Source organism: Apibacter raozihei (assembly GCF_004014855.1).
Classification (GTDB): Bacteria; Bacteroidota; Bacteroidia; order Flavobacteriales; family Weeksellaceae; genus Apibacter; species Apibacter raozihei.
Map to the genome: position 1 here is coordinate 558,519 of NZ_CP034930.1, position 24,887 is coordinate 583,405.

The window sequence follows — 24,887 nt, forward strand, 5'->3', positions numbered from 1 at the left end:
TTCATTAATCATTTTTAATTTAATATTCAACCAAGCGCATCTTTTTTAAATGCAAATGATCTGGGTGTTATATTGACGAAAATTATTTTTTTAAACTGTAAATATTAAATATGGAATAAATAAAATATAAAAAGATATTGATATTCACTTATTAAAAATAATATTATTTATACTAATGCAAGATTAATTATCAATTAGCTTTTGAAAATATTTCCAAATTGCTCTTCTTTATTCCAGCTCTTAGGCTTTTCTTTCGAATTGAACCATTCAAAACCCTCATTCATCCATTTATCCCTATATTCATTGATTGATTCTACCGTATAATCTTCGTTTCCAAATTCTACTCCACAACAGGGACAAATTTCATATGTAGGGCTATCACCATTTTCACCCCACGGAAAATCTTCTATATACAATCCACAAACTTTACAATTATGATTAATACTACTCATTTCAATATAAACTTCACATATAAACTAAGAATTCAAACTAAAACTCTAGTGCTATTACTTTTGCAACACTTATAACTATTTCGGATTATGAGGACTTAGGTTATTCCGTCAAATCCTTATCTAAAATTACTCATATTGCTTTATTTACGAAAACATTTTTTCAAAGCTAAACCGAATATAACAAAAAAATAGTAATTCCTCTTCCGCTTTATCCCTAAAGATAAAATTGAATTGTTGGATTTATTGATCAGGCAATCTTAAAAAACTAAAAAACATGCTTGATGATAAGGGTTTAGATAAGTCAATAACTAATTAAAAATTATCAAGCTAAATTTATATACTATTAGTATAAAACCACAAATCCTCTATTGAAAAACATTTACTATCAAATCCATAGTCTAAATAATCTTTCAGCAGATTATAATCTACTTTAAATTCTTTCTTTTGTAAACTCTTAATTCCCACAATAGTAATTTGGCTACTATCTAATAAAGTAAGTATATCAGCGATATATTCATTTAGCACAAATAATAAGGGATAATTAATCCACATATATCCTATTGTTTTATCTTCCAAATTTATAATAGCCCAATTTTCCTCATTAAGCCAAAATGAAATAGTATATTTATTTAATTGTAATAAATTAACTGCATCAAAAAACATATCATGTTTCCAATATAAATTGCTATTAATAGCATCAAGGAAATACTTAGTAAGATCTTTCATATTCTTTAGCTTGATCATCGAATCTAAATTGAAACATTATGCTATAATGCTACACTTAACATACGCTACTGTTATTTTAATTGACAGTCTATTTCATAAGGCCTCTACAAAAGTATATATAAATATATTTATTATCATTATATAATTTATTTTCTTATTAAACAATGTTATATTTAACATATTTTATTATATATAAATCAATATACCAAAAAATTAATATAAATAAATTTTGGAGATATTATACATCGTATTTTATTATTATCTATAACTAAAGGCAATAATTGTTTCAATCAACTTTTTTCATTAAAAAATGCTTTTTTTCAGATTTAACCTAATTTACAAGTTCTGGATTCATTTTGCTAAATAGAATTCGTTATCAGCGACTTGCCTATTTCTTAATCTTAACTATTTTTTTTACTATAACGCCTTCATACTAAAACCAAACCTTAAAGAATCTTTAGTCTCTCTTGAAAAACTAAAATCCATTCCCGACTACGAGAGCTTAGGTTTTACCCTCAAATCCCTTTGTAAAATTACACAGACCGCTTTATTAGCCGACCTCTCGTTCCCTAATTACACGGAACACAACCAATGGGACATTTACAATATCTTCCAACTCATGCGCTCACTAATTCCTAAAGACGAGCTAGAGTTGCTGGATCTGTTGAATAAGGAGTAACAAAAAATCGGCAACTTTTTAAAGTTGCCGATTGGTATTATAATTCACTTATATCTATAGGTTCACATTTTAATCCTAGTTTTAATTTATTGTCTTTATAATATTCTTTGACAAATTCATCTCTTTGTTTATATCCATAATACCTAATTTTATAATCACTCATTATAATTTTTAATTCTTTATTATAATCATTTGAAATAATATAATCATAATTTGAATTTTTATCTATAATAATAGTAATTGCATTCATATTACTAGTTTTTATATAATTATCTTTAGGTATAAACCAACTCCTATATTTACCTGGAATTAAATAACAACCTCCTGATGTCTTCCATACAGTAACATACTTATCTGATATCTGATAATACTCTCTTTTTTGTACTAAATACAATAAAAAACACCCTATAAAAATAAAGAATAAAATTAAAAATTTTATTACATTTTTCATAATTATTTAATTAAAATTTATTTAAACCAAAAGATATAGGTCGTTTCATCTGACTTTCCCGAATCTCTCTAACCGCCTCCTAATATGTTTTCACTCCTACAGTATGTTCTCTATTTGTTGTCAATACATAATTATTCTCTGGAGGAAAGAAACTATTATATTTTCAAGGAATTATATTTACTCCTTTATCAGTTCTCCATAAAGTAATAAACTTATTTTCTGACAACAGTATCCGTAAGAATTTAAGTTAAACTAGTTATAAACTCCTCCTTTATGCTGACCATCGATATAATGCTCAACTTCCATAATCGGATTGTAACCACTTAATGGATCGGTATATAACCACACACTCTCTCTCTCTTATTATAGTATCTTGCACCGTAATAGTAAAGACCTGTTTCCTCATCCAACTCCTTACCCTTACATAAGAAAAGATTTTTTCCTTTGGGTATTATTTCTTTCTAAAAAACTCTTACTCCAGTTCAAACATCCATACAAGGCTACACTAAACTATTTCAATCAACTTTTTACCTGCCAAAGATACTATTTAAAGCTAAAATTTGAATAAAAGTCCTGAGACCTTTCTACACTGTAAAATTTATTTGCAGCGACCTGCCTTTTTATTTAACTTAATCCCTTTTTACTATGCAAACACAAAACAAGTCATCCAATGAAAAACTAAATCCTAAAGATTTCATAGTTACTTTACAAAAACTTAAAACCATCTCAGATTATCAAAACCTTGGATTTACTCTTAAATCCCTCTGTAAAATTACTTAAACTACTCAGCTATCACACCTTTCTTTCCCCAATTACATAAAACACACTCAATGGGACATTTACAATATCTCTGCGCTTGTTCGTTCTCTTATCCCTAAGGATGAACTGAAGCTACTGAATTTATTGAATAAAGAGTAAAAAAAACGACCGATATGTATCGGGTTTGTTCTTGTTAATATTTACTGAATATTTGTATCTATTTTTAGAGCAGTCTAATTTGCGAGAGGGAGATTCTCCCATTGTTTAATTAAACAATTATTGCATTCTTTTTTTCTTAAATAATATTCTTTTTGTTCTATCTTGTTTCTAATATATTTATGATTTCGATCTTGAAACAATTTTATATGACTATATTTTGATAAACTATCTGTTGATCTTGATTTAACATATAGGTTTAATGAATCAAAAAATAATTCCTGGCATTGTCTATCAATATAAGTATAGACACCGTCACCCTCTTTTAAGACTAAATCATATTCATTCTGATTCAAATTTATAATTTTAAAATCTTGAACTAAAGCTTCCTCCTTCATTTTTTCATCAACTCCCCAACAAGATTTACAACACAACAATAGTAATACCAATAATAATGTATTTATTTTAGTTTTTGTGTCCATATGAATTTATAGTATTGATGAGACGTAACTTCTTATTTTTTTTAATATTTGATACTGAGAATAAATTGTTATCTGATAACCATTTTATTATTTTAAATTATATAAAACCAATGGTAACCGTTTCATCGTCATCATTTACCTCATTGAAAAATCAAAAGAGCTAATTATATGTACTGGTGAAAAAAATTCTACTTATCTATAGGTTTCATCAAATTATTATACGTATATTCCTAAAGACTCCTATCCTTAAATCCCGCTGTAAATTTCACAAAAATGTACTACTAAATAAAATTTTATTCCCCAACTACACTAAAGACACTTATTGAAACATTTGCAACATTCATTCAATTATTTCTATATATAAACTGGAATTCTTGGATTTACTTAATAAAGAATAGTAAAACAAAAAAAACAGCTATGAAACGGGGCTTTTATTTACAATTGAATATTTTATTTATACTTAAACTAATCATTTAACAAACGTTTATCTAATATTATCTGCGATATGGAATCAAAGATCTTATTTGCCCGACCCCGCATTTTATATTCAGCCGCTTGAAGTGTATCTTTTCCAATATAGCCCATAAAAGCTTTGACTTTATAACTCTTATTATCTGCCATTTCCGTAGAAACTGATACTCCATCAAAATTAAAAACGGAATCATTTTTTGTAAACAATTTATTATATCGTAAATACCCTACATTTGGCACTTCCAACTTTATCCCATCACAAATCCTATAATGTTCAACATAATAACCATCATTGTCAAATTTATTTCTCACAAAAAGAATTCCGTTAGACGGTATTGTAAAACTATTCCTTCCATTAACCGATGGAATATCCACTCCATCTTCAACATTAAAAAAAACTACAAAAGGCCCTTCAAAACCACATGGAACAACATATTCTTTCACCTCCATATTCTTGCAAAAACTCATACTTAAACAAAGTATTAAAAATAATATTTTTTTCATAAAATTAATGTTGATTAATTTGTAATAGTTTGTTATTTAAATTTCGATCATTAACCTATATTGAAAAATAAAGAATATACAAACTGCTATTACATTTTTCTAAAAAACTCTTACTCCTGTAAATATATTTAAAGACAGCAACAGTAAACTATTTCTATCAACTCTTTTACCTGCCAAAGATACTATTTAAAGCTAAAATTTGAATAAAAGTCCTGAGACCTTTCTACACTGTAAAATTTATTTGGAGCGACCTGCCTTTTTATTTGACTTGATCCCTTTTTACTATGACAACAAAAAAGTCGATGCTTCAAACCAAATATTTAACCCTAAAGACTTCTTAGTTACTTTACAAAAACTTAAAAACATCTCAGATTATCAAAACCTTGGCTTTACTCTTAAATCCCTCTGTAAAATTACGCAGACCACTTTATTAGCCGACCTCTCTTTTCCAAATTACACGGAACACAACCAATGGGACATTTACAACATCCTGCAACTTATTTGCTCGCTTATTCCTAAAGATGAACTGGAGTTGTTGGATTTGCTGAATAAAGAGCCGTAAAAGAAAGAACCCCGCTAAGTGCGGGGTTCTTGGTTTTTTATTTAATTAAGAATTTTATTAATTAAATTATGCTAACTCAAATTTTAATCTAGAAGAAATCTTTTAACATTTTAAATGATTCCTCTCGTTTCTTAATAGGGTCTCTATTATATATTCCATAAGTAATACCAAAATATTCTTTTTGATAATATTCCCCTTTTTTAGCAATGAAGTTATTAGGTAGTCTAATTATATAAGTATTATAATCTTTAACATTTTCGTTATAAATATCTTTTAATTTATTTAATTCTTCTGTATTAATTTTTATTCTTTTCGATACCTTTAACGAGTCTATATTTTCATGCTTTAATAACTTCAAATACTCTCTATTAACTTCGTACTCACCAAAAACAAAACTTAGAGAACAACTATCATTTTTTAATTGCTTCACTTGTTTTATTACTAACAATAAACTATCTGCACTTATATTACTTTTATCATATGTGTTTACAATACTATATAATATAGCAATCCTTTTATTTCTAAGCTCGTAAAATTTACTCCAGCTATCTTCTACATTAATCAATTTCTCCTTCATATTAGATTCGATGTTGTTAATGTACATCCTCGTAAAAAATATAACAAAAAGAAAAATTACACCTAGTCCTATACCTAAGTAAACTAATATTTTTTTCATAAATTTAATTTTGATATTTACCACTAGAGCCTGCTCCTCCAAATGTACTATCTTTAGGTTTATTATCTAACTTATTATCATAAGTTTTCTTATCAAGTTTCTTAACAGTTTCTTCTATTGTCTTATTTTCTACTTGTAAACCTATAGTCTTTACACCTAACTTAGCTACAGTAATATAGATATACCTATCTAATTTCTTTTGCTTCTTATCTGATTTATCTAGCACCATCTTTTTAGACTTATCTTCAGAATTTATATTTCCTTCTATTGCTTCTTTTACATCCTTTAATGTACTTATAACCTTACTATAGACTTCATTAGCCTTCTTCATATCATTATCTCCATAAGTATTAACTATTTTCTCTCTTGCTTTTGTAACCCATTCTCCATATTCTGTAGTCTCAATCAGAACATCCATAGCTATTGAATATGCCATTATTTTATCTTCATTGGCTTGATGCTTTTTAACTAAATCATTAGCTAATTGTAATTTTTTATTACTCAAATCATTAGCTATTTGTGATTTCTTATTACTAAAACCTTGCTTAATTTTATCCCACTTATTTTTAAAGAATTCACTCTGTTTCCCATTCGGATCTACATAAAGCACCGGATTCTGATAACAATATCCATAGGTATTATGGTTAAACGAGTTATATACTCCTCCGTTATGCTCACCATCAATATAATGTTCAAACTCCATCATAGGATTATAACCGCTTAATGGATCGGTAGATAACCACACAGACTCTCTCGGATTATAGTATCTCGCTCCGTAATAATAAAGACCTGTTTCCTCACCCAACTCCTTACCGTTACATTCGAAAGGATTTATTCTTTCAGTTTTTACTTTTTTCTAAAAAACTCTTTTTACTGTTTGAATAACCAAAAAAGGCTTCAGTAAACTATTTCAATCAACTCTTTTACCTGCCAAAGATACTATTTTAAGCTAAAATTCGAATAAAAGTCCTGAGACTTTTCTACTTCGTAGAATGGGTTGTCAGCGACCTGCCTATTTTTTAACCCTTAATCCCTTTTTACCATGACAACCCAAAACAAGTCTTCAAACCAAAAACTTAACCTTAAAGACTTCTTAGTTACTTTACAAAAACTCAAATCCATTCCTGACTACGAAAACTTAGGTTTCACCCTCAAATCCCTCTGTAAAATTACTCAAACAGCCTTACTGGCGGAAATCTCTTTCCCCAACTACACCGAACACACTCAATGGGACATCTACAACATCCTGCAACTTATCCGCTCCCTTATCCCTAAAGACGAACTGGAATGGCTGGATTTGCTCAATAAAGAACCTTGAAAACAAAAAGCGACCGATTAATCGGTCGCTTTCTTTTTAAATATTTACTGTAATATTTGTCTAATATTTTGAGTACTATCTACAACTGCGAGAAGTTTTGTGTATCTTAGTTTATTCAAAAACCAAATATATTAACAATTTGTTCTTTTCCTAAAGATAATCCTACCGATATTAAATAATTATCAGGAGTTATTCCTATATAGCATTCTTTAGTTAAATAATGATAAGTAATATTATACTCCTCTATGGATTTAAATAATATATTAATTGATACGTCACTTCTAAGAATAATCATAGGAGAAGAAAACTCTAAAACACTTTCATTAATCTCAATAAAGCAACTATAATAACTATTGTCTTCAGGTAAGTTTATTTTCTCAACTATTTTCACTGTGTTTTCCTGTAAGGCTAATAAATCGACTTCCTTTAATTTTTTATCTCTCTTATTAAACCATAATTCTAGAAAATTTTCACCATTTAAGTTTCTACAATATATAGATTCTTCCTTATGCATTGAAGTATCCACTGTTAGTAAAAGGGGAATTCTATTAATATTATCATATACCTCAATATTGGATTTAGGTAAATTTGCCAATAATTCTAATTTTACTTTTATCATAATAAAAAATTAATGAATTGATCTAAAATGCTTCACTGCGGGTAACTCTCCAAAAGCCCTAGGTGCTCCAAACATAATTTCACTACCTCCCGAAATATACATTTTATTGTACTGAATAGCTCCTTGAGATAATATATCATCAATAGCAGAATTAATAGATTGTAAGTGTACTTGTCCAAGAAGTCTTAAATAACGAGGATTTCCTGCACCATGCTCCGCTAATTCTTCTAAATGTTTCATTGCATGAGGTGACACATATACGCCTTTTCCTCCTTTAGTAATATAAGTATAGTATTTAGGAACAGCAAACTTACCAAGTGTTTCACCTAAGTTTGTCATGACACCAGCACCTAGTTTAACCGCTGTTTTTCCAATATTAGATTTACCTAACTTAAACAGTTTACCTAATTTACCAACTAGCGGAATTGAGGCAAACGCTGAAAACCCTGCCCCCCAATAATCTTCATTCTCATAATCTTCATACGCATTCTGCAATTCCATAGATTCTGCCCCTGGAATCCAAGATATAGTTTCAGCTAATGTCCGATCTATATCTCTTGTCGCTGGATCAGAGCGTATAGCTTGTTGCAATCGGGTAGTTGCAGATCCATTTTCACCACCATATAAACGCGCAGCTAGATTACCTGAAGATCTTCGTTTACCTTCTACTACAACAGGATCAATTGTTTTATGCCAGCTTCCGTCATCATAAACTTCTGTACCTCCTGAAGATGTAGATCTAGTTTCACCATTCTCAGGATCTCCTGGAATCATACCCGTAGGGTCGGTATAATTGATTGGATTTTGATACGTATACTGATAAGGCGTCATGGTCATCTCCACCATTTGATCCACACTTAAGAATATACTCTCCCTAGGATTATAGTATCTCGCACCGTAATAGTATAAACACGCATCTATACCCTCCTACCCTCGCCCGAGCTTATCCTTTTTCCCTCTCTCTGTTTTACTGTTCAAACAAGCCTGCTAAAAACTATGTCAATCATCTCTTAACTGTCCAAAGATATATTTTTTCAGGTAAAATAAAAAATTACTCCATCTAGCGATAAGTTGGTTTGCAGTGACCTGCCGTCTTTTTATAATTATTCATTATGCAAACCGAAAATGTACAAACAAATTCCAATGAAAACCTTAACCCTAAAGATTTCTTTGTTACTTTACAAAAGCTAAAAACCATTCCCGACTACGAGAACTTAGGTTTTACCCTCAAATCCCTCTGTAAAATTACTTAAACCGCCCTATTGGCAGAAATCTCTTTTCCCAACTACACCGAGCACAACCAATGGGACATCTACAACATCCTGCAACTTATTCGCTCGCTTATCCCTAAGGATGAACTCGAGTTGCTGGATTTACTCAATAAAGAGCCTTAAAACAAAAACCCCGCTATTAAGCGGGGTTTTTTATTTATATTCTTCAATCTAACTTCCTGTTTTTAATCATATATTCATATAATTCTCCTATCGTTAATTCGTGTTCTATCTTTCTACTTTTAATTATACCAAATGTTAAACATCCTTTTGATAATTCCCATTCTTCTAAAAAATATTTTTTAAAATCAAAATTATCAAAAGACACATTAAATTCTTCTTCTAATGAATCTAGCAAATCATATACATCATCTCCTTGATTAGCTATATCAGTAACTAAAGTAACTTCACTAATCTCTGTTTCGTAGTCATTGTATTTCTCACTGAAAAAAATCAAATTATTCAATGTTAACTCCATAACTCTAATTATTTTTATTCTGATTGTTATTGTCTTGAGCAGCCTTTAATCCTCCATCTGTTCTCATCCCCTCTTCAAGATAATTCTGACTCGGTTTAACACAAGATCCACAAGGGACTAACGGTTCTGTAAGATTTTTAATAGCAGATTCTCCAGCTATTCCTCCAACTATCCCTCCTGCGGCAATCCCCCAAGGACCTCCTGAAGTTCCAAAAGATGCCCCTGTTTCTGCTCCAGCTATGACTCCTGCCCAAGTACCTCCTTCGTGCACTGCTGCAAGAGATTTATCTTCTGCTGTTGAAATATTGTATAGTGACCCTGCTACTCCTACTACTACTAATCCTCTACCCACTACTGGAACTGTTCTTCCTGCTAGCCCTCCCCAAGTATCTGTCTTTATTGGAGTTGTTCCTAATACCGGCAAAGATATTTTCTTTGGAAGTCTTCTATGCAATCCTTTAGGTAACTTAGCTGCTCCCCAATTAGTATCATATCTTAAATATTTGGAAGCTCTCGAAGTCCCCTTAGTCACGGTACCTGCCTCTGTTCCTGGCTTACCTGATACATGTACATTGTTATTTCCTAACCAATTTAAAGTTCTTCCTGAACCATATAAAGCACCTGTTGTTTTCGGTGTAGAAGTCTTAAAGTTAGACGGATCTAATAACCCTGCTGGATCTGTTCCATAAATTGCAGATGCTTGCTTCCCGTTCGGATCTACGTAATGAACTGGACTCTGGTAACAATAACCATAGGTGTTATGGTTAAATGAGTTAAATACCCCGCCGTTGTGCTGACCATCAATGTAATGCTCAACTTCCATCACAGGATTGTAACCGCTTAACGGGTCGGTAGATAACCACACAGACTCCCTGGGATTATAGTATCTCGCTCCATAATTATAAAGACCGGTTTCCTCACCCAACTCCTTACCGTTTTCATACGAAAGGATTTATTCTTTCAGTTTTTACTTTTTTCTAAAAAACTCTTTTTACTGTTTGAATATCCAAACAAGGCTTCAGTAAACTATTTCAATCAACTCTTTTATCTGCCAAAGATACTATTTTAAGATAAAATACAAATAAAAGTCCCGAGACTTTTCTACTCTGTAGAATGTGTTTGCAGCGACCTGCCTTTTTATTTAATTTAATCCCTTTTTACCATGACAACACAAAACAAGTCTTCAAACAAAAACCTTAACCCTAAAGATTTCTTAGTTACTTTACATAAACTAAAAACCATTCCTGACTACGAGAACTTAGGTTTTACCCTCAAATCCCTCTGTAAAATTACCCAGACCGCACTGTTAGCGGAAATCTCTTTCCCCAATTACACCGAGCATACTCAATGGGATATTTATAACATTCTTGCGCTTATCCGCTCACTCATCCCTAAGGATGAGTTAGAGTTGTTGGATTTAATCAATAAAGAACATTAAAACAAAAACCCCGCTAAGTGCGGGGTTAGGTTTATACTTTTTAGAAATAAGATCTAATATTTTATATTTATAAAAAATTTTCTTTATCAGGAGTTAATTTATTTTCCCACTTAAATTTTACTTCCCTAATTTTTATAAAAAAAATAATTATACATATTAACTCAAATCTTATTCTAAATTCTGAATTATAATGATAATTTACATACATTGATGTTAAGCATAATAAGAAAGTCCAAATAATATTTATAAAAGCTATTCTTATAGCCATTCTTTTACCAAACCACAACATATAAGCTACAATACCGTTAAATACGAATGTGATAAAAATCACCAACGTACTCAAATTGCCTTGCTGAGAATCTATACCATACATAGATAGCGCTGGTCTAAAACCAATTCCTCCTATAGAGACTATTAGCATTATTAGTATTGATAGAACCCCTATTACCATAAATATCCAGCAAAAAAATTTAATCCATAAAGGCAACAATCTTCTTCTATAATTTTTCACATCAATTAAAATTAAAATTAGATTTTAAACAAAATGAAATTAAAATTAAAAGCTTATTTTCTTCAATTTCTCCATTCAAAACAATTTCATATTCTTCAATTTCTTGTGTAAATTTTATTCTGTTTATTTCTCCAATTGCAATATTATTCATATAAATAATTTCTTTAGTTCTAAAATAATTTTGAGATATAAATCTAATTTCTCTCCCTTCAAAAGATAATATACCTTTTTTGTCAAAAACAGCCCTATATCCTAATTCATTAAAAATTACTTTTCTAGTTGAATATAATAAAAAATCATATTTTTCTATAATAAAAAAAGTATTCTCATTAATATCACAATATTCCAATCTATATTTATCTAGAATAGATTGTTTTCTATTTACATGAAAAATTAATCCTTTTTCTAAATCAAATACTTCAATTTTATCGATTGTATTATATATTAAATAATTTGTATGCATTATTGTATATCCACTGTTGAAGTTCTATTTGACGTATCTACTGTTGGATTTCGATCTGCCACTTCTACTCCAAATTTAACATTTACATCTACTCCAAAAACCACTTTTATTCCTGCTCCAAAATCTAATCCTATAAATTCAGTTTCCAGCTTTTACTTTTACCTTAGTAGTTGCTTCAATTCTACCTGGAACAAGTTTAGCAGTAGCTTATATTTTAATAAGACTAAATTTGCTTCCCAGTCTAAATTTGCTGTATTTTCAACTGCACTAATTCCATCAGCCTTTTCTTTGTCATATTCATAATTATAATCAAGCTTTCTCCTATAGTAAGTTCTTTTGTTTTTCCTAGTTGAACAGGAAGTGACAATTCTCCTCCAACGAAATTATGCATTGTCCCATCCCATTCCACAGCTTTAAGACCTGGGTTCCTACAGAAACAGTTCCTACATTTACTGTAGCAACTCCTGCTTCTACTTTGCCCTTCACTATTCCTGAATTAAATTTCACACCTATTTGAGCCCCCTACACTAAACTTAGCTTGCGCCTTGGCACTCAGTTTTATATTAGGCACATTATAGTAATTATAAGACTGGTGCATCCTCCATTAACTCCAAACACAGTTGTAGATCTAGCCTGCTTTCCATTAGGATCAACTAAAATAACCGGATTCTGATAACAATAACCATAGGTATTATGGTTAAACGAGTTAAATATTCCTCCGTTATGCTGACCATCGATGTAATGTTCAGTTTCAAAGATAGGATTGTAACCGCTTAACGGGTCGGTAGATAACCACACAGATTCCCTCGGATTATAGTATCTGGCACCGTAATAATAAAGACCTGTTTCCTCATCCAACTCCTTACCCTTACATAAGAAAAGATTTTTTCCTTTGGGTATTATTTCTTTCTAAAAAACTCTTACTCCTGTTTATATATCTAAACAAGTCTACAGCAAACTATTTCAATCAACTTTTTACCTGCCAAAGATACTATTTTAAGATAAAATACAAATAAAAGTCCCGAGACTTTTCTACTCTGTAGAATGTGTTGTCAGCGACCTGCCTTTTTATTTAATTTAATCACTTTTTATCATGACAACACAAAACAAGTCTTCAAAACAAAACCTGAACCCTAAAGACTTTTTAGTTACTTTACAAAAGCTAAAAACCATTCCCGACTACGAGAACTTAGGCTTTACCCTCAAATCCCTCTGTAAAATTACTCAGACCGCTTTATTGGCAGACCTATCATTCACCAATTACACCGAACACAACCAATGGACATTTACAACATTCTTGCGCTTATCCGCTCCCTTATTCCTAAAGACGAGTTAGAGTTGTTGGATTTACTGAATAAGGAGTAATCAAAAAGAGCAGCAACTTTGTAAAGTTGCCGCTCTTAATATTTAAAATGATCTTTCCTCTTATTTCCCTTGTAAACATCGTATAATCTTGTCTTCTTTTCCTTTACCCTCTTCCATACTACAATTATATTCTTTTTTGAGGGAGCCTAAAGTCGTTTTCTCGTATGCATCTCCTTTTTTTATGTAATAAAATTCATTCTGTCCATCCGCTTCTCCTAGTGTTACTTTTGAAACCTGATAGGCTCCATATAATTTACCTGATATCAGCTCTCTGGCTAATATTATTTCTTCATTGATTTTTATCGGCCTATAGACAATAGTTTTAGCCTCTTTATTAAGCTTTCGCTCATACTCTATCCTATCTATCTGATCTATGCCTATTTTCTCTTTTTTTCCGTCTTGGGACTTTAAAGTAATCTCCTGCATAAACTTTTTACCTTTAAACCCTATTCCTACTCCAGCTATTTTTATTCTGCTACTGCCTCGGTCTATTGAAGATTTCCCTTCTTTTACCGTCCCATCTTTCAAATATACCTTACAAGGAGCTTTACTCCCTATTTGTCCATAAACTAAACTACTTAATACTACCAATAAGGCTACTAATAATTGTCTTTTCATAATAATAATTCTTTATTCTTCTTTTTAATTCGTTTCTATTTTTATTTTTTTTGTTCTATTCTATTTTTTACTGCTCTTTTATTAACCCCTCGCTTACGCGAGGGGTTCTTTGTTTTTATTAATTTGATACTTCCCTTAATTCCTTAAGAGTTTTAAATGGCGCACTAATAACTCTCTTATCTTCTATAATATCTATTTTAGGCGATAAACATATTATATATACATTACTTTTATCATCTTTAGAAATTATTATATTAGTCCTATATCCTATTTCATAATAAGAATTAACAAGCATTTCTTCTTCATTGTTCCTATTCAGACTAAATGAAATATTTTTAGATTCGGTAATAAAACTTATTTCCCCTTTTAAAGATAAATCCTTATAAATATAATCATTTTGATCAGTATAAATTTCTATTGTTTTATTTCAGCATTAGGAAATAACTGCGTATTAAAAAGAACTGAAAATGGATTATTAATAGTTGTTGGGGGAAATCTAATATAATTACCTCCTGTTAAAAAATTATCTTGTTCCTTTTTTAAAAATGGAATTGTAGACAATCTAGTTATATCAAATAATGATTTATTCTCAAAAATATAGCCTATCTTGAAACAAGCAATATAATATCTCTCATCCATTATAGCTTCAACAGAAAATGGCATCTTATTTAGCTCAAAAGAATTAATATAATTTATTCTATCTTCTGATATTCCAAGTAAATTTCCTATTTTATATGTCTTATTTTTTGTTTCTATTAATTTCGCTGAAGAAATATTATAATAAATTATATTATATACAGCACAAATAAAAATCAATAAAACTATCATTAGGAGTAGTCTACCTAAATAAAATCTATATTTTTTCATTCATTATTGTTTTTAATAACTAAGTATTGTTTGAGGATTTAATAATGGTGCTAAATTTCCTGATTTCATTATCCCCAGAATTACTAAAATCCCTAAAGGTTTAACACCAATACTACTACCTGTACTAGTATTATCTCGATTAATATCCTCAGAAATCCCAACATTGATTTCAGAATTGAGTACATTTGAATCTAGTTTTACTCCTGCTGATACATCATTTAATCCAAATACAGATATTCCGACTCCCATTGAAATAGAACTTGAAGATACCTCAGTATTTGATTTAATAAGATCTAACAAATTAAACTGATAATCTTGGGAAGCATTAATTCCATTAGTTACTTTAGAATCTGTATTAAACATACCCGCATTTCCATAAGTTTTTGTTACATTAGAAGTAACGGAAATTAATGGATTAGGAATTAATTCTCTTTCAGTAACTATAGATTTTGTCGTCGTTGATACATTAGATCCAGAAGTAGTATTGCTAGTAGAACTAGCTCCTTGTGCATTTCCAGAACTTTTTGATTTAGATTTTGGTGCATCGGAAAGTTTACAATACCATTTCACTTTACTTCCTTGATTTATCTGAGTATAACGTTTTCCATCCCTCTCATATGTCTTATAACCTTGTTTTTCTAACATTTCTTCTGCTGCCTTTTGAGACATATTTAATTTTTTTGCCAGTGTACCTGCACTATCACCCTTATCGGCAACTAAATTCCCATTCCCATCTTCATGCCAATCAGCTTTCATACCAGTCGGATCTATATACTTTACTGGATTCTGATAACAATACTGGTAAGGAGTACCTGTCATCTCTGTAAGTGGATCCACTGATAAGAATACACTTTCCCTAGGATTGTAGTATCTCGCTCCGTAATAGTAAAGACCTGTTTCCTCATCCAACTCCTTACCGTTAAATAAGTAAGGGGTATTCCAACTGTTATTACGTTCTTCCACAAAAACCTCGCCAAAAGGTACATATTCTACGTGTTGTACGATATCACCGTCTAAACTGGTGATATAACTGCTGCTTCCCAAATGGTCGGCATGGTAGTAATACTGCAGCTTTTCGTAGTTCACGGGTTCTGTGCCTGCGGTGGCTTTGCTGCTGCTTTGCTTGCTGGTGCTCTGGTCATCGCTACAGCAGAAGCCTTGTCCGTTCACATAGTCGTCATTGTCTTTCCCGTTATAGGGTACTTCAAAGTGGGCATAGTTGCTGCGGATGTCTTGCAGACTCTGCTGGTACTTGCCTTTCCAGTCTATTTTTATTCCGTCCAGGGTGGCTCCTGCATATTCAATTCTTCTGGGGTCGGCTCCGAAGCTTTCCAGATCGCCGAGCTTACTTACTACCCGCTGACTGCCTATGTAGTAGTGTTTGGTGTATTTGCCTCCGGCGGCTACGACCATATACGGGTTGATGTAGGCACTGAAGCGGTTAGTCTGGGTAACTCCTCCGGCAAAGAGTGAGTTTACATATACCTGCTCGCTCTCGCCACTGGTTTTGATTACTCGCTCGCCGCTGGCATCATACCAGTAGTTACTTACGTATCCGTTGTCATCCAGGGCGCGCAGGCGGTTCTCTTCATCCCACAGAAGCTTGCGCTCATTGGTCTTGTCGCTTTCGCTCTGGTCTTGTTTTTTTAAACGGGTGTTCACGTACACCAGGTTCCCGTTGGCATCGTACTGGTACGCTTTCTTCTGCTCGCGTTTTTCTTCTTCTTGTTTCTCTTCGGTGCGATAGTTCGTGTCGTCCAGCTGCTCTATCTGGTTTTTCTTGCTTTGGTTATAGTTGTACACCAAATCGTATCCGGCGTTCAGCCCGCCCTGGAATGCCAAATTCTGCTGGCTTACGTCCTGGGTTTTGCGGGTGATGTTATGAAGGTTGTCATAGGCCATCGTTAACTGGTAACGGGCCGTTTTCTGGTCGGCTCCGGTATAGGTTCCGCTGGCTCCGGTTAATCGGTACAGCCCGTCGTAGCTGTAACGGTGCTCCATCTGTCCGCCCTGCAGGTTCTTCCCATTGCCGGGTAAGGGGGCCTGGTTGGCTACGCTTAGTACGTTGCTTACGGCATCGTAGGTGTAGCGGTTGTCCATGATCTGGGTTCTTGGAGTGGTACTGTTGCTACGGGACTGCGTCCATACTTGTAGCTGGCTCAGCCTTCTTCTTTGTGGATCGTAGGTGTAACTGGTTTCTGAACCGTTGCAGTATTTTAAATAGTTGCGTTGTTCGAATTGGTCATAGCCTATTTTCTCTACGTAGTTGTAGCTGTAGGCTTTGCTGCCTTTTACTTGTACTAACTGACCGGCTGTGTTGTATTTGTATTCTACTTTTTCTTCATCGGGATAGATGATTTGTTCGATACGGTTCCAACTGTCATATTTGGTCTTGGTTACGTAGGTGGCTATCGCCTGGTTGGGGATAATCACTGTACGGCGTACTTCGGTTACTTCGCCTAAGCGACCGTATTTGAATTCCTGGGCTCCGGTGGCATCTTCTTGTAAGACTACTCGTCCTACCCGGTTTTCTTTGGCATTTTTGCCGCCGTAGTGGTAGGTAACGTTGTTTTCGGGATGCTCGGGATATAGGATCTTCGTTAAACGGGCATACTGGTACTCGTATTTAATCTGTTTCCCGCTGGCGGCTAAGTTCGAGCTTTGGCGGCTGATAACATTCCCCAGGGCATCGTAGCTTAGTTGTGTGGTTCCGGCACTTGGGTGCTGAACCTGGATGCGGCGACCTGCCAGGTCATATTCCGAGCGGGTCTGCTGCCCTTCGGTATCGGTAACGGTGAGCAGCTGGTTAATGGCATCGTAACTGAAGCTTGTGCTGATGGTTCCTGAGGGGCCTGATAATTGCTCGGTTTTCAGGGTAAGTCCTGAGCCGTTGGTATAGGTGCTTTGTTTTCCTCCCAGCGCATCGGTTACGGTGGTAACCAGGGTACGGCTGGAGGTATCGATTCCGTAGTTCATACGGCTCACACTTTCGTCCGGTAGCACGGTTTCCAGGGCTCTGTCCAGAATGTCGTAACGGGTTCGTGTCGGGGTTACGGCATCAAAGCTGCGGTTAAAGGTTAACCGTTGGGATGGGTCTTCGCTGACCGGATAGTAGCTTTCTACTACTCGTCCGTACGGATCGAGCTTGCTTCTGCCGCTTACTATCAGTACTTTTTTATCTTCGGGATGACTGCCCTGGGCATCGGTCTGGGTAAGTACTCCGTCTTTTTTTACTTGCAGGGCGCGTCCTACTCCGTCTACAAAGCTGATGGTTTCTATATCATTGCCTTGGTGCTGCGGATCGTAGTGTTGGGTTATGGCATAGGCCGGACGCTGGATGCTGCCATCCTGGGCGAGTTCGGCATGGGGCTCATATTCAAATTTGATCGTGTACGGTAGTCCCAGCTCCATTTCGTTCGGTCCGGTAATGGTCCGGATTCTTCCCAGGTTGTCCAGGGTCGTGGCCATATAGTAACCGTTGTAGTCTTTGGTGCTTAGTGGTACTCCGTAACGGTAATCGTAATTCTCCAGCTCGCTGGTGTAGCCGTAGGCATCGTCAATGCGCTCCAGGTACATATTGTATTCCCTATCATATCGGTATTTATACCATAAGCGTTCGCCTTTCTGGTTGCCCGGAAGGGTCTTTTGGGTGATGTTTCCGTATTTATCGTAAACGATATCGGTTACGGATTCTTCGCCTTGTTCATTTAATCGCTGGCGCACCTGGGTCAGGTGGTTGGCATATTGGGTATCGTAGCTCGCCTGTACTTCCCGGTAAAGGGTTCCCTGGCTGCCGTATACTTGTACTTGTACGGGTAATCCGTAGATGTTTTTAGACGGGTTGGAGGTATAGCGGATACGGGTTTCGTAGTTATAGCTTCCTTTGCCCTGCTCGCCTAAGCTGCCGCTGTCACTGTACCGGTAACGTACTAATTCGCCGTATTGGTCCTGCGTGTCGTAGGCGTACCAGCTTTCGTTGGCTACCATCCCTTCGTTTTGTCCTTCGTAGACGGTGCTGCGGGTGTATTGTACCGGGGTATATGAAGACTGGGTATCGCCGCATAAATCCGTATTGCTTAGGGTATAGTTGTTTTTCCCTGACTGACGTACTTCGTACTGGTAGTAACGGGTGATGCTTTCGCTATAGAGTTTCCCCTGGGCATCTTCTACGCTGCTGCGCAAACTGTTCCCGGCACGGTAGTAGTTGCTCACGTCGTATTCCTGAACGTGCTTGCGATACACCTGATTATTATTCTCGGTATCGATGCTCAGGCTTTCTACTTTGCCAAAGCCTAAAAACTCCCGCTCGTGGCGGTCATGTTTTCCTTTGCTATAACGGTATTCCATTCGGGTGTTACTTCCGTCATCATGGATTCCGTCATTGATTTCTACGCTTGATAGTACCCATTTTCCTCCCGGGTGATCATAGGTGGCTTCGGAACGTGTATAGTCCACACTGAAACTGCCTCCTAGGGTGTTTGTTACGGTTTTTAGCTTGTTGCTCTTTCCGATTAACGAACGTTGTACTTGTAACTGGTTCTCTTTGTCGGAACTTACGATATCTAAATAACCATCGCCATCTACGTCTTTTAAGTCTGACAAAATGCGATTCATACTTCGCCCTGTATTAACGGAAGGATTCAAAACCATTTTTGTAGCTCCAAATAAAGTAAAACCATACGTAAATGCTCCATTCTGAGACTCACTTACGGAAGTTGAACGATTAGGTCTGCTTAAACCGTTCCATTCTATTTCCGGAGCAAAGGAATTTCCTTTGTTTAAAGAGACATAAACGGTAGATCCGGATACTCTGACCTTATCCGTTAATCCATCACCATTGATATCTATCAACATAAATTCCGGTTTTATCTTAGAGGCTGCCAATCCAATTCCTACAGACCAGCTGGATTTGCCAATATCATAACCTAATCCCAAAGTCACATCCTGACTACTTCCTTCTTGTATTTTATCTAACTCCCAATCTATCGGTTCCGAAAAACTGTATCCTAAGTTAATCCGTACCTGTTTGTTTCTTAGAATTTTATCCGGTAACCCATCCCCATTCACATCTGTAAAACTATCGTAGGTTTCATCTTCTGCTTTATTTATGGAAGCATTAACACTAAAAGAGAGTGAAGCCGATTTAGAATTGCTATTGGAATTGGATGAACTCTCCGATTTTTCTTTTTCTGAGCCTTTATTTTTTGTTGCTAAGCTTTTTATTGCTGTTGATATAAATGAATACGCATGCACAGGACTTCCTCCTATACCTAAAGATATCCTGCGGGAAGCGGTATTTTGAAAGCCTGCATAGCCTCTGTCTTTAGTTACAATTTCTCCATCAAATCCTCCCCGGGTATTGGTTAGCTGTACCTGACCTTTAGATACTATATCCGGATAACCATCCCCATTCATATCCATAAATGCTAATAGAGACTGTCCTCTACCCTCTGCTTTGCTTCGGGTAAGTACACCTTCACTCATTAATAGTGAAGTGCTTTCATTTTTAGATTCCTGGCGTACTCCGATGGCTGTTCCGCCGTTGATGCATAATGAATCCGTACTATCTGATTTTCCTAAACCGGTCAATGGGTTTTCTAAAATCACATCTTTGATTCCCAAGCGGGAAGAACTCATCACGGCTTTGTTTATATACACCTGAGAATCATTTCCCTGCCAGAAACTCCGGGTCTGGATATCCGTATGCAACGGTATAAATACCATTTTTCTCGGATCAGCCTCTGCTTCGGTTTCCGGAAGTTGTAACAGGGATTCTTCGATAGGTTTTTGAGATCTCTTATTCATCGCGTTGTAGGAAAAATGTCCCCACTGGCGATGCAACGGACCGTAACCCTGTAGTTCCCAATTGCGGTAAACCCCTGCTGTGGATTGTGTCTGAACATGTAAACTATCGGTAATGCTTGCCTGAACGGATTTCAAATGGTCTAATCCTTTGCGGCTGACATTGGTACTGTATAGTTCTACCCATACCTTACCTTGGGGTAAGTCTATTTCCTGCGTAGCACCTTCGGTGATTTGTCCGTTTTCTACTTTCAGACTACCGCTATGGAAGGTCCCTGAGACATCTTTGACTTTTACTTCAAAATCCCCTTTAATTGCGGTTAACTGTTCCGCGGTTAGCGAAGGTTTCTGCTGCAAGGAAAGAACCAGCGTTCCTTTTCCGGAATGGGTGATAGTTTGCGGACTTTCCGGGCTTACTGCCACCTGGTAAGTAGTGGCAATCCGTACGCCCGCGGGCTGGCTTTGTTCTATTTGCTGGCTTACGCCTTCGGAAACATCTACCTTCTGCTGGTAATGAACCACCGGTTTCCACTCTACTGTTTCCCAGGCTATATACGTCGGAGAGTCCATGATAAATTGTAACTGCTCTGCCTGTTGGCTATTGGCAACCGGAATTTCCAGTTCTCCGTCGTACTCTTCTTCAGCAGCAAACTCCCGTCGATAAACTTCTTCGGAGTCTCCAAGCAGTATTTTAAGGGTTACCTTATCGGAGGTTACCGGTTTGGTAAAGGATCCTTTTACTGTATAAGATGCCACCTGCGGAAGCATTACGACTCCACTTTGATAAGCTAAGGTTTCCTTTCCTGCCTCATAGGTAAGCGTATATCCATTGGGATCTTCCTGAGCGGTTACGTCCGTATAGGTAATCTGAGGACTCCAGTCCACCTGATCGAAGTTTCCGTTAGAGGCTCTGTCTGTACCTGATTGTACCCGAAAGTAAATTTTCTCTCCGGCTTGTACAGCAAAGGAAGCTACGGCCATATTTTTAAGGCTGTAGTCTGTAGACCCTATTACTATCGATTTTAGTTCGGTTCCTGTATGCTGAACTGCCAGACGTACGCCATCAGCCTTAGCCAGAACTTCTTTGTCTACTTCTCCTTCGGGAGCTAGTAAACGGGCATTTCCGCTGATTTTGACCATTCCTGAATAAGGAGCTACCCATACGCGGACTACATCCTGTAAGGGATTATTGGCGATCATTTCTTCCTTTTCCTCTTCGCTTACCGCTGTATCGCTATCATCTATCTTACCGCCCCCCATAATCGGACTCGGGGTATCTGTACTGCTGCTGGTAAAGGTAGGTATCAAATTGCCTTGTTCATCCTTATGTATATGGTTAAATAAGACCTTGTTCCCTACAACCAAATCTAATAAACCGTCGCCGTTCACATCTGCAAAATAACGACTTACTTTGGTAGTGGAAATTTCTTTATCCATTCCTGTTATGGTAACTAAATTCACTGCTCCTACAAGTGCACTAGCTCCAAAAGAAGTTGTATTGGTATACGAGCTTGAAAACTGGTCGATTCCCTGGATTTTGATCTTCTCTCCAAAGCTGCCGTCTCTTTTTCCGGGACGATAATATAATCCGGTATTTTTCTTTATAATTTTATCAGGTATTCCGTCCCCGTTAATATCCACCAAGGTTGAAAGCCCTTTATTTTCTGAGTAAGAATACCCAAAACTTGCTCCACCTGAATTAACTTTAGATGTTATATTTCCACCCCAACCAACTCCTACATAGATGGAACCTCCCTGACTAATGCTTTTAGAACCTCCCAGGGCGGTAGCTTTGTCTGTAAAATCTCCGGTCTGTTGGGAACGGGAAACAGCATTGACAAAATCCGCCGAAATACCATCGTCGTAGGTATTCCAGGTTTCGGGTTCTCCGTACAGGGCTCCTTTTTCTTTTACCGGGTCATGGTAGGTAAGGGTATTGCTGGTAAATTCTTTTCCCTGGTCGTCTTTGTGGGTAATTTTTTGTAGTAAATCACTGTAAAAGGCTCCGGGGGTATAAGTAAAGCTGTACTCACGAAGCTTCTGGCCTTCAAAGTATATCTCTACCTGGGTAAGCAGCTGATTTTGTGAGGTCAGGTATCCGTAACGAGCACTGCTGGTTTGCTTTTGTTTGGTCTGGTCTCTCTGGAATTTTACTACCGTATGGGCCGAACTTCCTTTGTTCCCCGCACGTACTTCTTTCAGGTAAACGGCCTGGGAGGTAAGTCCTCCGCGTACGGCTTCTGAGACCGGTTCGTAGTGGTATTCAATCCAGTCGCCATGGAGTTCTTCTACTCGCGAGAGCTTCCATTCGGAGATCACCTCGCGGCTTTGTCCTGAAACATCGGTAAAGCGTCCTTTGACTACTCCCTGATTGCCTCCATAGGTGTATTTTGTCCCTTTTCTATCGGTTACTTCCCAGGTATAATTGCCCGGATGGCTTCCTTTTCGCTGTATGGTGGCAAAGCTGCCTTCTTTTCGCGGATAAAAATAACGGTCGGCTTCCCGGGCAATCTTATTACCCCGGTGGGCTAAAGAGGGCTTGCCATCTGCTCCGCGGGTAACCAGCTGGCTTCCGTCCATCAGGTAGGTCTCGGTTTCCTGATCGTTGTGGTACCGCGGAACGCCCCAACGGGTCTCTACGGAGATGCCGGGTACTTGCAAATCCCAGCCTTCGCCTAACCAGCCGGAACCTCCGTCACTATTGTACTGGATTCCTAAGGAGGGACTCATCCCGTTTCGGGCTGGGGGCATTTCAAAGCTGTACCCGGTGGAGGCTGTTCCCCGGTTGTTGGACTGGGGGGCGCTTACCTGGTTAACTTTTGATTGGGGGTCGGCTACTTTGATATCGCTCAGGGTCGTAGGGGTAAAGCCACTGGTCTCCGGGGATTCCGGCGCCTGGATGACTCCGTTGATCATATCGGTAAAGTGAGTGGTGCGGGATATGATCACCTGATTTTTGGTATCTACGCTGTCTCTTTCTAAGGCCACCCAATGTTTGGTCTGAAGGTCAAAGTAATAGGTGCGGATGTCTTGTTCGGTATAGCCGCTGGGAAGCTTGCTGCGATCGTAGGCGAGTTTGACTACGGCTCCCGGGCGGAAGTGTTCTCCGTGGGGTAAAAATCGATACCCCCGGCTTTGGGAGGTCACATTGTGCAAGCCCATGTCTAAGGCCGGTAAGTCTACGGATCGTAAATTCTGTACCGTGATTTTTTTATCGTTTACTAACTGACTGCCGGGGACTTCTAATTGAACTCCCTGAAAGTTCAGTTGGTTGGCTGCCTGTTTTTTGCTGAAATCGAAGGTTTTTCGTACTAGTTTTTCTTCTGTTGAAAAACGGTAGCGGGCACTCCCGGAAAGAATCCGGGGGACTTGTGCGTAGGTCTGCCCCTGGCTCTGTAACTCTACCTGGGATACGGCTCCGTTTAATACGGCTTCGAATTCGCCCTGGTACACCGGGCTCGACAGGCCGTTGAGCTGAACCTCTCCTTCGCGCTGATCGGCAAAATATCCGCGTACGTAGGTATTCCCATCCTGATAACTTACGGATTCCCATTGCAGTGGGGAACTACTGGCAGGTACCGTGGATACTTCTATCTGAAGATTTTTTATTTTATACCCGTAGGTCGCGCCCTGGGGTACGGTGAAATAAATACGGTTTTCTCCGGCGTTCAGCCAGTTGGAAGCTATTTCTTCGCGCTGGTGACTCCAGCCGTTATGGAGACTCACCAGATAGCCCCCGCGGGACGCGCGGTCGTTGATACTGCGGGTAACGCCGCTTTTATCGCTTACTCCGTACAGGTCATAGCTCAGGTAAACCTGCTGACCGGCTTCGGGCTGACGATCCAGGTGGATGCTGAATACGTTATCCTGGGGGTTATCGAAACTTCTTTGGTTGTACAGACCTATTTCTCCTTCGGTTAAATCCGAGGAATAATGAAGGGTCGTGCTTACTGCTGGGATTGCTCCTGCTAAGACCGAAGGGGTCTGTAAGCGGGGGATACTTGGGAGGCTGGCTCCCGGGATTCCCGGGGTCAACAACCCCGAGGATTCTGCCCGGGGGGTGATCCGCCCGGATAGGTTTGCTTTGCTTGTCGTCCTGCCGGCCAGATAGGGGGTAAAGCTTTGTACCACCATCAGCCAGAGCAGAAAATAAGATATGCATCGAGCTTGTTTAGAGCTTAATTTCATCATTATATGTATTTTTTTCTATGTGTTAGTC

At 36.8% G+C, this 24,887-nt stretch carries 24 protein-coding genes; 6 read left to right on the forward strand and 18 right to left on the reverse strand.

The features are described from left to right. Positions 1-194: 194 nt before the first annotated feature. The 3 genes from EOV51_RS02495 to EOV51_RS02505 form a co-directional block, all read right to left on the reverse strand. A complete protein-coding gene (locus EOV51_RS02495) occupies positions 195-452 on the reverse strand; it encodes a hypothetical protein (RefSeq protein WP_128149528.1) in 258 nt (85 codons plus the stop codon). 333 nt (positions 453-785) lie between these two features. Continuing rightward, on the reverse strand, positions 786-1,178 hold the full coding sequence (locus EOV51_RS02500) for a hypothetical protein (protein WP_128149530.1): 393 nt from the start codon (positions 1,176-1,178) through the stop codon (positions 786-788). Between the two features lie 716 nt (positions 1,179-1,894). After that, positions 1,895-2,308 (reverse strand): hypothetical protein, encoded by a 414-nt coding sequence (locus EOV51_RS02505; RefSeq protein WP_128149532.1) that lies wholly within the window; start codon positions 2,306-2,308, stop codon positions 1,895-1,897. A gap of 645 nt (positions 2,309-2,953) precedes the next feature. Here EOV51_RS02505 and EOV51_RS14840 point away from each other — a divergent pair. Next, complete coding sequence (locus EOV51_RS14840) at positions 2,954-3,088, forward strand: hypothetical protein (RefSeq protein WP_262901879.1); 135 nt, start codon at positions 2,954-2,956, stop codon at positions 3,086-3,088. Between the two features lie 212 nt (positions 3,089-3,300). On the opposite strand, the gene EOV51_RS02510 is transcribed toward EOV51_RS14840, so the two are convergent. Further along, positions 3,301-3,705, reverse strand: a complete 405-nt coding sequence (locus tag EOV51_RS02510; protein WP_128149534.1) for a hypothetical protein — start codon at positions 3,703-3,705, stop codon at positions 3,301-3,303. A 465-nt stretch (positions 3,706-4,170) separates the two neighbouring features. Continuing rightward, on the reverse strand, positions 4,171-4,680 hold the full coding sequence (locus EOV51_RS02515; RefSeq protein ID WP_128149536.1) for a hypothetical protein: 510 nt from the start codon (positions 4,678-4,680) through the stop codon (positions 4,171-4,173). A gap of 199 nt (positions 4,681-4,879) precedes the next feature. Between EOV51_RS02515 and EOV51_RS02520 the strand changes: the two genes are divergently transcribed. Further along, positions 4,880-5,242, forward strand: coding sequence for a hypothetical protein (locus EOV51_RS02520; protein ID WP_128149538.1), 363 nt, complete (start codon positions 4,880-4,882; stop codon positions 5,240-5,242). 88 nt (positions 5,243-5,330) lie between these two features. Here EOV51_RS02520 and EOV51_RS02525 read toward each other — a convergent pair whose 3' ends face one another. After that, on the reverse strand, positions 5,331-5,819 hold the full coding sequence (locus EOV51_RS02525; RefSeq protein ID WP_164875229.1) for a LemA family protein: 489 nt from the start codon (positions 5,817-5,819) through the stop codon (positions 5,331-5,333). A 103-nt stretch (positions 5,820-5,922) separates the two neighbouring features. Next, complete coding sequence (locus tag EOV51_RS02530) at positions 5,923-6,723, reverse strand: RHS repeat-associated core domain-containing protein (RefSeq protein WP_181951005.1); 801 nt, start codon at positions 6,721-6,723, stop codon at positions 5,923-5,925. Positions 6,724-6,960: 237 nt separating this feature from the next. Between EOV51_RS02530 and EOV51_RS02535 the strand changes: the two genes are divergently transcribed. Next, positions 6,961-7,236 (forward strand): hypothetical protein, encoded by a 276-nt coding sequence (locus EOV51_RS02535; protein WP_128149544.1) that lies wholly within the window; start codon positions 6,961-6,963, stop codon positions 7,234-7,236. A 115-nt stretch (positions 7,237-7,351) separates the two neighbouring features. On the opposite strand, the gene EOV51_RS02540 is transcribed toward EOV51_RS02535, so the two are convergent. Both EOV51_RS02540 and EOV51_RS02545 read right to left on the reverse strand, forming a co-directional pair. After that, a complete protein-coding gene (locus EOV51_RS02540) occupies positions 7,352-7,855 on the reverse strand; it encodes a hypothetical protein (protein WP_128149546.1) in 504 nt (167 codons plus the stop codon). Positions 7,856-7,864: 9 nt separating this feature from the next. Further along, positions 7,865-8,776: an RHS repeat-associated core domain-containing protein gene (locus EOV51_RS02545; RefSeq protein WP_128149548.1), complete on the reverse strand. Its 912-nt coding sequence runs from the start codon at positions 8,774-8,776 to the stop codon at positions 7,865-7,867. A gap of 191 nt (positions 8,777-8,967) precedes the next feature. On the opposite strand from EOV51_RS02545, the gene EOV51_RS14605 reads away from it, so the two are divergent. Beyond that, complete coding sequence (locus EOV51_RS14605; protein ID WP_164875230.1) at positions 8,968-9,108, forward strand: hypothetical protein; 141 nt, start codon at positions 8,968-8,970, stop codon at positions 9,106-9,108. 184 nt (positions 9,109-9,292) lie between these two features. On the opposite strand, the gene EOV51_RS02550 is transcribed toward EOV51_RS14605, so the two are convergent. Both EOV51_RS02550 and EOV51_RS02555 read right to left on the reverse strand, forming a co-directional pair. Further along, complete coding sequence (locus EOV51_RS02550; RefSeq protein WP_128149550.1) at positions 9,293-9,604, reverse strand: DUF1493 family protein; 312 nt, start codon at positions 9,602-9,604, stop codon at positions 9,293-9,295. 4 nt (positions 9,605-9,608) lie between these two features. After that, positions 9,609-10,529 carry an RHS repeat-associated core domain-containing protein gene (locus EOV51_RS02555; protein ID WP_164875231.1) on the reverse strand — a complete coding sequence of 307 codons (921 nt, stop codon included), beginning with the start codon at positions 10,527-10,529 and terminating at the stop codon, positions 9,609-9,611. Between the two features lie 237 nt (positions 10,530-10,766). Between EOV51_RS02555 and EOV51_RS02560 the strand changes: the two genes are divergently transcribed. Then, positions 10,767-11,042: a hypothetical protein gene (locus tag EOV51_RS02560; protein WP_128149554.1), complete on the forward strand. Its 276-nt coding sequence runs from the start codon at positions 10,767-10,769 to the stop codon at positions 11,040-11,042. Between the two features lie 67 nt (positions 11,043-11,109). Here the strand turns inward: EOV51_RS02560 and EOV51_RS02565 are convergent, their stop codons facing one another. Both EOV51_RS02565 and EOV51_RS02570 read right to left on the reverse strand, forming a co-directional pair. Continuing rightward, positions 11,110-11,553, reverse strand: coding sequence for a hypothetical protein (locus tag EOV51_RS02565; RefSeq protein ID WP_128149556.1), 444 nt, complete (start codon positions 11,551-11,553; stop codon positions 11,110-11,112). A gap of 1 nt (position 11,554) precedes the next feature. Then, positions 11,555-12,016: a hypothetical protein gene (locus EOV51_RS02570; RefSeq protein WP_128149558.1), complete on the reverse strand. Its 462-nt coding sequence runs from the start codon at positions 12,014-12,016 to the stop codon at positions 11,555-11,557. On the opposite strand from EOV51_RS02570, the gene EOV51_RS02575 reads away from it, so the two are divergent. Further along, a complete protein-coding gene (locus EOV51_RS02575; RefSeq protein WP_128149560.1) occupies positions 12,011-12,319 on the forward strand; it encodes a hypothetical protein in 309 nt (102 codons plus the stop codon). The two genes, EOV51_RS02570 and EOV51_RS02575, sit on opposite strands and share 6 nt — an antisense overlap. A gap of 42 nt (positions 12,320-12,361) precedes the next feature. Here EOV51_RS02575 and EOV51_RS14610 read toward each other — a convergent pair whose 3' ends face one another. The 5 genes from EOV51_RS14610 to EOV51_RS02595 all read right to left on the reverse strand — a co-directional run bounded on the left by EOV51_RS14610 (position 12,362) and on the right by EOV51_RS02595 (position 24,859). After that, the gene (locus EOV51_RS14610) at positions 12,362-12,523 is read right to left on the reverse strand and encodes a hypothetical protein (protein WP_228427692.1); all 162 of its coding nucleotides are present in this window, start codon (positions 12,521-12,523) and stop codon (positions 12,362-12,364) included. A gap of 51 nt (positions 12,524-12,574) precedes the next feature. Further along, on the reverse strand, positions 12,575-12,919 hold the full coding sequence (locus tag EOV51_RS02580) for an RHS repeat-associated core domain-containing protein (RefSeq protein WP_128149562.1): 345 nt from the start codon (positions 12,917-12,919) through the stop codon (positions 12,575-12,577). Between the two features lie 522 nt (positions 12,920-13,441). Beyond that, complete coding sequence (locus tag EOV51_RS02585) at positions 13,442-13,999, reverse strand: hypothetical protein (protein WP_128149564.1); 558 nt, start codon at positions 13,997-13,999, stop codon at positions 13,442-13,444. A 414-nt stretch (positions 14,000-14,413) separates the two neighbouring features. Beyond that, positions 14,414-14,866: a hypothetical protein gene (locus tag EOV51_RS02590; protein ID WP_128149566.1), complete on the reverse strand. Its 453-nt coding sequence runs from the start codon at positions 14,864-14,866 to the stop codon at positions 14,414-14,416. 12 nt (positions 14,867-14,878) lie between these two features. Next, positions 14,879-24,859 carry a SpvB/TcaC N-terminal domain-containing protein gene (locus EOV51_RS02595; protein ID WP_128149569.1) on the reverse strand — a complete coding sequence of 3,327 codons (9,981 nt, stop codon included), beginning with the start codon at positions 24,857-24,859 and terminating at the stop codon, positions 14,879-14,881. Between the last annotated feature and the right edge of the window lie 28 nt (positions 24,860-24,887).